This window comes from Bacillus sp. KH172YL63 (genome assembly GCF_011398925.1).
Classification (GTDB): domain Bacteria; phylum Bacillota; class Bacilli; order Bacillales; family Bacillaceae_B; genus Rossellomorea.
In genome coordinates, this window is sequence record NZ_AP022842.1 from 3,984,226 (window position 1) to 3,996,748 (window position 12,523).

Sequence of the window (12,523 nt, forward strand, 5' to 3'; positions counted from 1 at the left end):
GCTTATGATAGTTTGATCGTGAGATGGCTTTTAGGAAGAATATCAATTTCACTGCCTGCCTCTTGCTGCCATTCTTCCGCCAGGTTCGTGATGGAAATCTCTTCAAAGCCATGTTGTACTGTACACGTTTGAACAGATTCAGTCGGGTTGAATAATCGGATGACAACAGAAGAATCATCATACGCCCGCTTACAAGTACTCATGAAAATGGAAGGATGATCAATCTGCACGAATGTTGCAGCACCCTCCATTTCCTTGAGCGGATATGGAATTTCAAATCGCTCGAGTCTCTCTTCAAAGGTGTTCAAGCTTTGTTTCTGATAGCCTGCATGACGACCGATATAGCGGTCGGTTATGTTAAATATTCCTGCCGGTTCTACAGGCCCTGCGTAAAGCGCATATTCGAATGTCATCTTTTGTTTCATTTGTGCATCAGGTGTATAAACCACCTTATTATTAATGCCCGAGGCTCGTCCAGGACGCCAAGCCAAGTCGTCTTTCCCCAATAATCCAACGCTTCTAAATAGCGTCAGCGCCAGTTCACCGGTATCTCCCATCACTTCATACTCTTTCATCCCCCGTGTAATGGCAGCGAAGGTATGCGCTTCACCACATACCCCGGCAAAATTTTCGAGAGAGTAGATCGGTACGGGGGCTTCAGCAAATCCATTACCCTTCCAATCCTTCATATACGGATTGTCCACGCTCCGCTCAATCAGCCCAAACCCCTGATCGGCGAAGGTTGTCTCCGGCTGCCCCGCTCCAGTATTCAGCATGACACGTACCCGATGATCTTCCACTTTATTCTCGATCGTATGCTTCATACGGACCAGACGTTCGTTCTTTCGCAATTCTATAGTGGTAAGGATCACCAACGGTTCACTGTTTGTTCCCGACTGACGCTCGGTCAAGTTTCCGGGTACGAATCGCTCATGCTTCATGACGATCTTCTGCGAAAGTGCACCTGTGTCAACTGATACCAGTTCTCCACCTTCCAACCATAATGGCTGATCACCTTCCAACGGCGAAAAGTCATAGGAGTCCCCGGCATCGCCAACATCCTCAAAACGTATCAAATCCGTTATCTTAGTCCCGTTATGCTTTTCAGTCAGGGTTACATTCCCTTCGATGAATTCTACTTTTACATGTTCATTTTCAATCGACGGATTCCTGCTCTCTTCCACTTTCCCCATCGGATCGCTGGTTTCTTCCACGATGTATGCTTCGTATCCCAATCCGGAAACTTCGTTTAATTCTGCCATGATGACGGTCCGGTAATATCCAGGTACCTCTACCTGTTTCTCCCCTTCTGCAGTCACAACAATCTTCTTACCGCCGCTGATATACTCCTGATCGACGGCTTCCATATTCACGGTCTCACCACTGAGTTTTTTCAATTTGAAGTGCCGGGATTTCGTAAACAGTACAGCTTCCACTGTACCTGAAAAGACTGCAGCGTCCGTATTGAAGAAGACAAAGATGGAATCTGTGCCAAGCTTATGGCTGATTGCTTCCGTCATCTGTTTCTTCAAGATATTCAGAAGTCCGTCTGCCATACGATCCACCTTTTCAAGGCGTTGAACGATAGCAGAATTCGTGTCGTCAGAGTTACAGCCACCGATGCTGTCATGGGCATGGACATCAAAGAGTTCTTTCCACATTCCGTCCAGCCATGCCTGCGGATAACGGAGGCCGGCTGATTGAGCAATGACGGCCAACGGTTCAAGTACATTCAGTATTTTATGTTCCACTTCATAATTCAACTTTTTAATATCATAACGCTGAGAACGAATCGTATTGTGAATGCGGGATTTCTGTGTCGCAGTCAGTTCGCCTTCTATGATGTTGGTGAACTTGTCACTGTTTTCCCACGCATCCTGCATAAAGGTCTCGTAGTCTGAAAGGACAAACTCATATTCTTCCGAGCCCTCATTCAATTTCTTGATCGTCTCAGGGAAATGCTCACGGACGAGTACCTGATCGCCTCCAGCAGGAAGGAGGAGGTGATCACTATTCTGATTCAAATCTGCGAGCTTCTCCAGGATCGGATACAACCGCTCCTCTTTATACTCCTCTGAAGCTTCAAGGAATTTCCCCGGACCATACCCGAAATAAAGATTGTTGGCATGAACCGTGACGCCGTCAGGAGATTTCCATTTAAAGTTCACATCCCCTTTCAGCTGATCGGTGTAGATCCCCCGCTGAAGGACACTGTTGTCTATGCCGAATCCCTGGAATATGGAAGGCAGATACTGATTCTGACCGAAGATATCCGGCAGATAACCACAATTCATGCTGTGGCCATAGCTTTTTGAAATCTTCGTACCGTAAAGCAGGTTGCGAATGATCGACTCTTTATTCACAAGCAAGGAATCTGTCTGCGTATACCATGGACCGATAAAGAGCTTCTTCTCTTCCACAAGCTGACCTAAACGGTCTCTGTTTTCAGGGCGGACTTTTACATACTCTTCTACAATACTTGCCTGGGCGTCGAATACATAACCCGTATAGTCTCCGTCTGTTTCAAGGACATTTATGAGGTGATCAAGATTTTCCGCCAATAAGATGTTCGAATCTTCTATAGTGAAGTACCACTCCCGATCCCAATGGGAATGGGGTACGACGTATACACGCTTTTTCATGGATGTTCCCTCCAAATAATAGGTAAAGGGTTCCGGGTCAATGAAGATCCGGCCCCCTTTATATGATTATTTTTCGTTCTTTTTCAATAGTGCGAAGCGGATAAAGATGTTAGAGAATGCAATGAACAGCGTTCCGACCGCCAGCCCGAGCAAGTATGCCCACACATTTTCCACAAGAGGCCATCCCCAGATGGCAGGAAGCGGATACCATTGGACTGCACCGAGCAGCACTGCCGTCACGGCACCCAGTATCGCACCGATGATGTTTATCGGAATCGTGATGAGCGGATTCCGGAGCATGAATGGAATCGCACCCTCACTGATGGCGATGAATCCAAGCAATAATGACGTATTCCCTGCCACCCGCAGGTTCGCATCGAACACTCTGCGACCTACAACATATTTATCAATGACCGTTGCCAGTCCAAGCCCGATCGGCGGGATGACAATCGCCAGCACCCTTGGCGTCAGTGGATAAATTTGATCCGCCGCCAGCCCGATTGCGATGGCACCTGCCGCCTTATTGATCGGACCGCCAAGGTCGAATGCAGTGGCTGCAGCGATGATGCTCGCGAGCACGACGTTTCCTGCGCCTTGCGCTGCTGTGATCCATTCACTCAGAAGGGCATTCAATCCCCCGAAGACAGGATCGACAATGTAGAAATTCAGGAAGAAAATCGATAAGACCGAGATCGCCGGAATGATGAGCATCGGCTTCATTGCAATCAGATTTTTATTCAGCTTGATTTTTTCATTTAAGAATTTTGACACATATCCTGCGGTTAGTCCGAGAATCAATGCGCCGAGGAAACCAGATGGAATTCCTCCTTCAATTCCCCAGAACGTGTAGTGAAGTCCTGCAGCAAATACACCCCCGATAAACCCGGAAACAAGTCCAACCCGGTCTGCTATTGCATAGGCAACGAAAGCACCGAAGATCGGATACATGAATTTAAAGATCATTCCACCGAATTTATCCAAATAATGAAGGATGACTAACAGTTCATTTGAATGGGTGGCGTATTTCACATCATTGATGGTGTCAACAAGCCCAAGCGGCATGGCGACAAGCTTTGCGATCCCCATCATGAGACCCGCTGCCACGAGGACGGGAATCATATATGAAATTCCGGTCATGACTGCCTGGGTGATCTCCGACATAAGACCTTGCTTACTTCCACCCGTCGACATCTCTTCTTCACTGCTGTCACCTGTTACGGTTCCATCAGGATTCGTCAACGCCCGGTTGATGATATCCTTCGCATGCTTCAACGGTTCTGCCACACGGGTCTGTACATACGGCTTGCCTGCGAAGCGCTCTTTATTCTTAGGGGCAATGTCTGTCGCAAACACAACCGCATCTGCTTCTTTTAAAATCTTTCCACGGTGCTCGTCTTCAATCCCGTTCGCACCCTGTTTCTCTGTGAGGACCCGGACACCCAATTCGCGCCCCGCTTTCTCAAGTGCCTCTGCCGACATATATGTATGGGCGATTCCCGCCGCACACGCTGTGATGGCAAGGACGGTTTTTGTATATTCTTGAGGTGCGTCTTCTTTTACTCTCTGACCGTCAAGCGCTGTCAGAAACTCACTTGGTGAAGTAGCAGCCATCAGACGATCGATGAACGCTTTATCCATTAACCTGGTGCTTAATTCAGAAAGGATGCTCAAATGAGTGGACCCTGCCTCACCATCGGGAATGGCCAGCAGGAATACAAGCTCGACGTGATTCTCAGGATCGATGCTTTCCCATGTATCTATTCCTTTTTGCAGTCTCGCAACGGCAAATTGTGCTTTCTTTACGGCTTTGCTTTTCCCGTGGGGGATGGCAAGCCCTGCCTCTAATCCCGTTGGGGAAATCTTCTCCCTCTCGAGCACTGCCTGCATAAACGCTTCTTTAGATGTTAAAACACCCTGTTTATCCAACGCATCTACAAGCGTTTCAAGAATCTCTTGCTTAGAGGTTGATGTACGATCAAATATGACTAGCTGTTCATCTGTCATTTTTCTTAATTCCATGAGGTTCACCTCTCTATATGTTCTCTGAAATCCCTTACAATGTATTTATATCATAGAAAAAACGCGTCTTTTGTACATCCAGCGTATAATTGTACATAATGAAAGCCTTCTCATAAGCCGGATGCGCTAAAATTGTCTTGCAATCAATGATATAATGAGATTATAAACGATGAAACGGTTTACAAAGGAGTCTATATGGGGAAAGTATTGGATCGGTTTTCACCTTATATCGGGGAACTTACATACGCAGAAAAGCATGTTCTTTATTATGTAGAGGAAAGCCTGGAAACGGCGAAGAATCAGTCATTGACCTCAATGGCCGAAAGCAACAGCGTCAGCACAACCACCATCATCCGCATGTGCCACAAGCTTGGACTCAGCGGATTCTCTGAATTCAAGTTCCACCTGAAGAGCATGGATGAAAATGTGGGACCGGCTGAGAATATGCTGGAGCGTTACCGTCAGGATACGAATGCAACACTGGCATCCCTGCGGGTAGAAGAATTGGAGAAGATCAGTCAGCAATTATTACAGGCGAACCGCGTCATGATTGTGGCCGTCGGCTTGACGAAGATGGTCGGGGAGTACTTCAGCAAACTGTTCATGCAGGTGAATAAACCGACGTCTTATGTATATGAATCTCATATCATCGACCTGCTTCCCAACATGGTACAACAGGACGACCTCATCGTCTTCATCTCCTCCAGCGGAGAAACGAAGACCATTGTCGGGGCAGCGGAGAAAATCCGCTACAAACATGCAGACTCCCTCTCGATCACCAATTCAGCCGACAGTACGCTGGCGAAGATCACCCGGAATGCGATCAGTGCCGATGTACAGAAAGTACAGTTTGCCGGCTATGATTTGACACCAAGATCTACGATGGTGATCTTGATTGATTTGATTTTCGAGTTTTATTTGAAGAAAGTGATGAAGTGAGGATTAAACAACTGTTTAGATGAATCATACCTTTAGTAGAAGCGTTCAAAGATGTTAATTAAACGTTTGGTTAAATGCAAAAAAGCGAGAAGCTTCCCGTGTCCAGGAAGCTTCTCGCTTTTATTCATCCACATCACACATGTGAAACAATCAATTCAACTTGTCCTTCAATCTCAAATGTTTCTACATCCTCCGGCAGGATGAAATGATCTCCTTTACTCAGGGCATACTCTTCCCCGTGGATTTTCAGGACACCGTTCCCTGTCAGGACACTCCCGAGCTGAAAAGGCTGGTCCTGTACAAATGAGGCATGTCCATCCACTTTCCACTTATAAACAGTGAAGTATTCTGCTTCCACAAACGTCGTGGCTTCCAATCCTTCACGTTTTTCCACGACCGGTTCTACCGCTTCGGCTTTGTGGGGGATCGTCGTCACTTCTATCGATTTTCCGATGTGAAGCTCACGTGTATTTCCTTCAGCATCCTTGCGGTCATAGTCATATACGCGATATGTCGTATCGGAGCTTTGCTGTGTTTCCAGTACCAGTGTCCCTTTGCACAATGCGTGAATCGTACCGCTTGGGACGTAGAAGAAATCACCAGGCTTCACCGGGATGCGGCGGAGCAGGTCATTCCACTCACCTTTTTCAATCATCGAAACAAACTCTTCCTTCGACTGGGCGCTGTGTCCGAAGATCATTTCCGCATCTTCGTCACAATCGATGATATACCAGCACTCGGTTTTACCCAATTCTCCATTTTCATGTTCCTTCGCGTAGGCATCATTCGGATGAACCTGCACAGACAAATCTGCGTTCGCATCCAATATTTTCGTCAATAACGGGAACACCGGGGACGGATGGTTTCCAAACAATTCACGATGCTCATTCCAAAGCTCACCGATTGTCTTACCTGTGAACTCCCCATTGATGACTGTACTTTGTCCGTTCGGATGACCTGAGATCGCCCAGCATTCCCCTGTTATGTCAGATGGGATATCGTAGTTGAACTGGTCCTTCAGGGCAGTGCCTCCCCAGATTCGTTCCTGGAATACGGGTTGTAGAAATAGTGGTTGGTTCATGGTAGCCTCCTATATTTCGTTTATTCTATGTACGATGATGTCGTTGATACGATCAACAATCTCATTTAAATGATTCTTTTGTACATGATGCTTATACTCATTGATTACCTTTTTATTAATCTTTAGACTTTGTAACTCTTCCCAACTGATTGTCTTACATAAATCCAGATCTTTCAAGAAGAAAATGGTATTCTGGTCTTCTTTCATTGACTGACGGTCGATGATCAATAGTGGTGTTTCCCCAATAACTGCTTCACTGATCGAACCCCATCCCGCCTTTGTTATCGCAAGATCTGCTGCAGCGATGAAGTTCTGTGAATCAAGATAATCTTGAGGAATATGAAAAACATTCCCCTTTGAAATGTTCATGTTGGAAGACACAATGAAAATCACGTCCTCCTGATCCCATAAACCCACCCCATCAAGAGAATCGTGCGTAATCTTCATGCCCAGCCCGGCATATACCAATACTTTATCCCCGTCAGGATTCAGCATTTGGCGAATCCTATGCACTTCCTGTTCATCTATCCTCCGTGAAAAGAAATCAAAAGACCGCTTTTCTGTAGTCCAAGGTGGCTCGTTCTCACCGGCCAACGAGAAGAAAGCATCCATGCTGCCATATGCTTTTTTTAACGGGGCCAACTTTTCTTCACTGATCAATCCTTCATAGGCCGTATACCAAGTGAAGTTTGAAATCCCGATGGAAGGAATCCCGGCCTTTTTTGCAGCTGGAAAGGCTGTCGGTACGATATCAGATAGGATTAAATCAATCTGTTGATCTTGAAGAAAAGAAACTTCATCCTCTACCTTCTCATCCCATTGCTTGATAAAAGAATCATATTCTCTATTTAAACGATCCCTATCCGGCTCCAAAGAATCTTTCTTTAGGAAATAGCCTAAATCTGTTTCCATGTGCCGGAATATGACCCGTTCATCTCGAAAGTTCGCTCTCAGAAAAGGCATGGCAAAGGAATGACGCAAGGTGATTTCAACTCGATTAATGGTATCTAGAAGCCCTTGTATGACAGCAGAACTTCTCGTAGCATGACCATACCCATAATCAGAGATGTAATAAGCAATTTTGATGATACCATTCTTTTTTACACTCACTTTGATAAAGCCAATCCCAACGACCCAACCAGCCCCGCATTGTCACCAAGTCCCGGCGGAACGATATAAGAGTCGATGTCTTCAAGGATCTGCTTATGATGGACATACCCGCCCAACATTGCCGTCACCTGTTCCCTAATGAGGGGAAACAATTGTTTCTGGTTCATCACCCCGCCGCCAAGGATGACTTTCTTCGGCGATAGGATCAGGATGTAGTTGGTGATTGCCTGTGCTAGGTAATAGGCTTCGATTTCCCATACTTTTGTGTCGTCCACGAGATCAATCGCTTTCTTCCCCCATCTCGCTTCAATGGCCGGACCGGCTGCCATTCCTTCCAAACAGTCACCGTGGTATGGGCACTTTCCGGCGTATGGATCCTCAGGGTGTCGTCTGACCACGATATGTCCCATTTCAGGGTGAGTCAGTCCGTGGACCAGTTTACCTTCTGTTAACGATCCGACCCCAATTCCTGTACCGACTGTCATATAAAGACAGCTGTCCAGTCCCTTGGCCGCTCCCCATGTACTCTCGCCGAGGGCCGCAGCGTTTACATCAGTATCGAATGCCACGGGTACGGAGAAGTGCTTCTTTAATTCTCCAACAAGATTGAAGTGGCTCCAATGGGGTTTTGGTGTACTCGTGATCGACCCGTAACCCTCACTCTCCGGATCAAGGTCGACGGGGCCGAAAGAACCTACACTTAATCTTTCTATATTCTTCCCTTCAAAGAAATCCACGACCTGTTTTAACGTCTCACTTGGGGTGGTGGTGGGGATGGTGACCCGCTCGAGGATTTCTCCCGACTCGTTACCGATTCCACAGACGAACTTTGTGCCTCCCGCTTCAATTGCTCCAATGATCATATCCATCCATCCTTTCAACTAGAAATGTCTCTAAATATCATTCTATCATTCAATTTCTCACGAATGCATTCCACTACGAAAAAAGGCCAAAACCGTCAAGCGGTTTTGGCAGAACGTCAATTCATATACGTAAGTGAATCAAGTATTTCTGACAAGCTTAACTCAGCACATGCCATAGACGTATCGGCTACGCCGTAATACATTTTCACGACATCCTCTTCGACAATCACACCGCAAGAGAAGACGACATTTCCGAAGAACCCATCCACTTCATAGTCCGCCTCAGGCTCTACCAACGGGGTTTCTGAACGGGCAATCACCTTTGATGGATCATCCAAATCAAGCAACACCCCGCCCATGCAATATCGATGATCGTCTGAAGCTCCGTGGTATAATTCAAGCCAGCCTTGATCGGTCTTGATCGGGACTGCTCCTCCGCCAATCCGGCCATTATCCCACATGCCATCCCTCAGCCCGATGAGATGTTTGTGGTTGCCCCAATAGAATAAGTTATCTGATTCTGCAATCCAGATCTCCGGATTCCCGTTGCTGTTCGGAACAGGGCGGTGGAGGGCATAGTACTTCCCATTAATCTTCTCCGGAAAGATCAGCACGTCTTTGTTCTCAGGAGCGAAAATCATCCCGTGATGCACGACCTCTTTGAAATCCTCGGTGGACACCATGGACTCACCGACGCCAACCGGAGACACAGCGCTGTAATAAATATAATAGGTATCCTCTATTTTCGTGATGCGGGGATCCTCGATTCCGAAGCTTTCCAGTTTAGCAGATGGATAGATGAACGGCTCCTTATCAATCGTAAAGGAACGGCCATCCTTACTTCTGGCGATGCGTATATATGATAAGGAAGTCAAATACGCGAACTTATCACTCCCGCTATACTTGATGACCCTTGGATCAGAGAAGTCATAGGCAGGATCATGAATATCGAACTCCAGGATCTCCAATTCCTTGGTCTCATCATTCAGAATAGGGGCCTTCACCCTGTCCTCGCTTTCTGACAGCGGTCTTTCCGCCACCCGCAGAAGCAGGATCGTTTCATCATTGTATGTGGTGACACCTGCATTGAAGGCGCCGATCACTTCAAACCCTTCATGAAAAGGCGTAATGTCCAGGGGGGTGATCAATGGATTTTCTTCATATCGGTATACATTCATCAGCTTAGCTCCTCACTTCTCATATTGTGTAAATGGATCTTCCAGTACGATTCTTTGGGCCTCAGCATCACTGATTCCCGCATAGAGATGGGCGGTGCCATTGCCCATTCTGACTAACCCGCCGCTGAAGACCACATCCTCTAAATCGGGACGTTTCGACTCCCCCTCTAGAAAATCAGAACGGGTCCCGATCAATTGAAGGTCGGTATGCTCACCCGTATCAGGGTTCAAGGCAAAGACCATCGGGTAATAGTGGCGGTCTCCCGCTTCATCAAATGACGCAATATGCCCAAGGACCCCGATCCATCCATTCGATAGCAGATGGGCTTCATTCGCTCCTCCCCACTCTTCTTCGGTAAATTGATTCTCTAATAATGGAGCAGCGTCTATCACCCCGGCCGTTAATTCTTCCAAGGAATCAATCTTAACGAAGCCAATCTTACCGCGACCGCCCTTTTCTCCCTGGGGCCTTGTGAATACACCAATTGAGCCATCCTTCAGTTCAATCAATCTGATGTCTTTCATCCCGTCAGGTCCGGTAGCAAACCGATGTAATTCAGCAATCGATTGCCCTTTGAAGAAGACCGTCCGCCACCCCAATGCATCCTCTACAGTCGGGTGGGGAAAAATTTCCACCCCGCCTAAAATGAGTTCACCATGAATGAAAGTATAGAAGGGGTCCTGCAGCTCCAATACCGGCGCACCCTCACGAGGAATCCACACACCGTTATCTTCAACAAAAAAAACGACTTCCGAATGTTCAGAATCCCTTTTCTCAACACGGCCGGCAATCACATATTCCCCGGCATCCTGAAAAGGCGCCGTGATATTATACACATCCCGATCCCCCACTCCTTTAAAAATCAGTTTTTCGGGTTGTTCAGGTTTTCTCTTCTGTTGAAGCTCCTTGATTAATTCCTGACAAGTCTTCATTCACCATTACCCCTTCATGATTTGATCGTTTTGCGAGCGCTTACTTTGCTGTCGAATGTTTAAGCCTTTCTTTGCAAAAGACATTCTTTAAATATAATGGATTGATTATCATCAGCTTACATTACATATAATTACTTTTAAATTACAAAATTACTCCTTACACTATTCTTACATTACAAAAATAAGGAAGTCAATAGATTTATATATTTCCTTTTTTCTTATACAAAACCACTAAAATTGTAGTGTTAATTTTTAAAATATCTTTATAGTTACTAAGAGAAGAATTGAAAATTACGAAAATTGTAATTGACTACCTACAGTAATCATGTCATAATCAGGTCAATAAGTAACGTTACATTAATGTAAATCACCTTTAAGTTGTCATTCATCAAAATGATAACGCTACCAAACTATTGATAATGGGGGTACGAAGATGAAGGGAAAATGGTTTTCTAAGCTTACTGCAGGAATATTAATGTCTTCTTTACTGGTGGCAGGCTGTTCAAACTCCGAAGAAAGCAGTACAGGCGGAAAGGACGGCCCGGTTGAATTGAAGGTCGGTACGTGGGCTGGCGCGACAGAGTTGAAGGAGTTCCAGGAAATCGTCGATGAGCTGAACGCAGAAACAGACGAGTACAACTTAACGATCCAGAGTATACCAGCAGACTATTATAAGAAAATCCAAACGATGGCATCGGCCAAGCAGGCACCTGATCTCTTCTGGCTTTCCCAGGAATACATACCGATGTATGCAGAGCTTGGGGTCATCTCGCCAATTGATAAATACGTTTCAGATCATGAAGACGTGCAATTAGACGACTATTTCGATGGACCGCTTGCGATCAGTCAGCTTAATGACAAGCTATACGGACTTCCATGGATCAACCAACCAATCATGATGTACTACAATAAATCCCTCTTTGAAAAAGAAGGTATCGACGTCCCTCAAGCAGATTGGACGTGGGACGATTTCTCGAAAGCGGCTAAAGCCATCACGAAAGATACGAACGGAGACGGAAAAACCGATCAATACGGAACCAATATAGATGGATGGCCTCCTATCTCCACTTGGGTATGGACGTATGGTGGAGAAATCATCGATGAGGACGGAAAGGTAAAAATCGATGAGCCGGAAGCAATTGAAGGCGTTAAGATGTTCGATCAGTTGATCAATCAAGACAAGGTCGCTCCTGACAAGACGCAATCGCAGAACACCGGCGGACCTGAAATGTTCAAGACAGGTAAGATCGGAATGTTCTTCGGAGGCGCAGGGGACGATTTTGAAAAACAAATCGGAGATGCGTTTGAAGTCGGGATGACAGAGATCCCACACGCTACAGAAAAAGCCACGTTCAGCTGGATTGCAGACACGGTCATGTCGAACAATACAAAGAATAAAGAAGTGGCTGCAGAAGCATTGATCGATCTAACGAATGCCATGCACGAGTGGAAGATCCTCCCTCCTACTAAATCTGATCTTGAAAATGTAGCAGACATCCGTCCAGAGAAGGAATATGCACTGGATGTCGTAAAGGAAGCCTCCGCCTATTCTAGAGGGTACAACAACCAAAACAAACAGAATGAAATCGATACAACCATCTGGCAATATTTATATGAACCGATCCTATTAGGGGATAAATCACCTGAAGACGCTGCAAAAGAAACAGCAAAAGCTCTCCGAAAAATTCTTGGCCAATAACATAATACAAAAGAATAAGCTGGTGAAAATCAGCTTTTTCTTTTTCAAAAGGTGTTGAT

General features: G+C 46.0%; 9 protein-coding genes. 2 read left to right on the forward strand and 7 right to left on the reverse strand.

The window, feature by feature from the left end; genetic code table 11:
* Positions 1 to 2: 2 nt before the first annotated feature.
* Positions 3 to 2,642 (reverse strand): glycoside hydrolase family 38 N-terminal domain-containing protein, encoded by a 2,640-nt coding sequence (locus KH172YL63_RS20230; protein WP_173107766.1) that lies wholly within the window; start codon positions 2,640 to 2,642, stop codon positions 3 to 5.
* A gap of 66 nt (positions 2,643 to 2,708) precedes the next feature.
* On the reverse strand, positions 2,709 to 4,661 hold the full coding sequence (locus KH172YL63_RS20235) for a fructose-specific PTS transporter subunit EIIC (RefSeq protein ID WP_173107767.1): 1,953 nt from the start codon (positions 4,659 to 4,661) through the stop codon (positions 2,709 to 2,711).
* A gap of 195 nt (positions 4,662 to 4,856) precedes the next feature.
* On the opposite strand from KH172YL63_RS20235, the gene KH172YL63_RS20240 reads away from it, so the two are divergent.
* Positions 4,857 to 5,600: a MurR/RpiR family transcriptional regulator gene (locus tag KH172YL63_RS20240; RefSeq protein WP_173107768.1), complete on the forward strand. Its 744-nt coding sequence runs from the start codon at positions 4,857 to 4,859 to the stop codon at positions 5,598 to 5,600.
* 133 nt (positions 5,601 to 5,733) lie between these two features.
* On the opposite strand, the gene manA is transcribed toward KH172YL63_RS20240, so the two are convergent.
* The 5 genes from manA to KH172YL63_RS20260 form a co-directional block, all read right to left on the reverse strand.
* On the reverse strand, positions 5,734 to 6,681 hold the full coding sequence (gene manA, locus KH172YL63_RS21670; RefSeq protein ID WP_232066068.1) for a mannose-6-phosphate isomerase, class I: 948 nt from the start codon (positions 6,679 to 6,681) through the stop codon (positions 5,734 to 5,736).
* Between the two features lie 9 nt (positions 6,682 to 6,690).
* Entirely contained in the window at positions 6,691 to 7,791 is a 1,101-nt protein-coding gene (locus tag KH172YL63_RS21675) for a glycosyltransferase (RefSeq protein ID WP_232066069.1), read from the reverse strand.
* A complete protein-coding gene (locus KH172YL63_RS20250; protein WP_269475177.1) occupies positions 7,788 to 8,654 on the reverse strand; it encodes an ROK family protein in 867 nt (288 codons plus the stop codon). Before KH172YL63_RS20250 ends, KH172YL63_RS21675 begins: the two co-directional genes overlap by 4 nt.
* A gap of 116 nt (positions 8,655 to 8,770) precedes the next feature.
* On the reverse strand, positions 8,771 to 9,832 hold the full coding sequence (locus tag KH172YL63_RS20255) for a BtaManbiosPhlase (RefSeq protein WP_173107769.1): 1,062 nt from the start codon (positions 9,830 to 9,832) through the stop codon (positions 8,771 to 8,773).
* Positions 9,833 to 9,844: 12 nt separating this feature from the next.
* A complete protein-coding gene (locus KH172YL63_RS20260; RefSeq protein WP_173107770.1) occupies positions 9,845 to 10,765 on the reverse strand; it encodes an MTP-1 family protein in 921 nt (306 codons plus the stop codon).
* 433 nt (positions 10,766 to 11,198) lie between these two features.
* Here KH172YL63_RS20260 and KH172YL63_RS20265 point away from each other — a divergent pair, with 433 nt between their 5' ends.
* The gene (locus KH172YL63_RS20265) at positions 11,199 to 12,464 is read left to right on the forward strand and encodes an ABC transporter substrate-binding protein (protein WP_173107771.1); all 1,266 of its coding nucleotides are present in this window, start codon (positions 11,199 to 11,201) and stop codon (positions 12,462 to 12,464) included.
* Positions 12,465 to 12,523: the final 59 nt, after the last annotated feature.

What these genes read in the sequence shown, in the direction of transcription:
- KH172YL63_RS20265 (WP_173107771.1), top strand. Translation starts at nt 11,199, where the DNA reads ATGAAGGGAAAATGGTTTTCTAAGCTTACTGCAGGAATATTAATGTCT.
- KH172YL63_RS20250 (WP_269475177.1), bottom strand. Translation starts at nt 8,654, where the DNA reads ATGATCATTGGAGCAATTGAAGCGGGAGGCACAAAGTTCGTCTGTGGA.
- KH172YL63_RS20230 (WP_173107766.1), bottom strand. Translation starts at nt 2,642, where the DNA reads ATGAAAAAGCGTGTATACGTCGTACCCCATTCCCATTGGGATCGGGAG.
- KH172YL63_RS20260 (WP_173107770.1), bottom strand. Translation starts at nt 10,765, where the DNA reads ATGAAGACTTGTCAGGAATTAATCAAGGAGCTTCAACAGAAGAGAAAA.
- manA (WP_232066068.1), bottom strand. Translation starts at nt 6,681, where the DNA reads ATGAACCAACCACTATTTCTACAACCCGTATTCCAGGAACGAATCTGG.
- KH172YL63_RS20235 (WP_173107767.1), bottom strand. Translation starts at nt 4,661, where the DNA reads ATGGAATTAAGAAAAATGACAGATGAACAGCTAGTCATATTTGATCGT.
- KH172YL63_RS20255 (WP_173107769.1), bottom strand. Translation starts at nt 9,832, where the DNA reads ATGAATGTATACCGATATGAAGAAAATCCATTGATCACCCCCCTGGAC.
- KH172YL63_RS20240 (WP_173107768.1), top strand. Translation starts at nt 4,857, where the DNA reads ATGGGGAAAGTATTGGATCGGTTTTCACCTTATATCGGGGAACTTACA.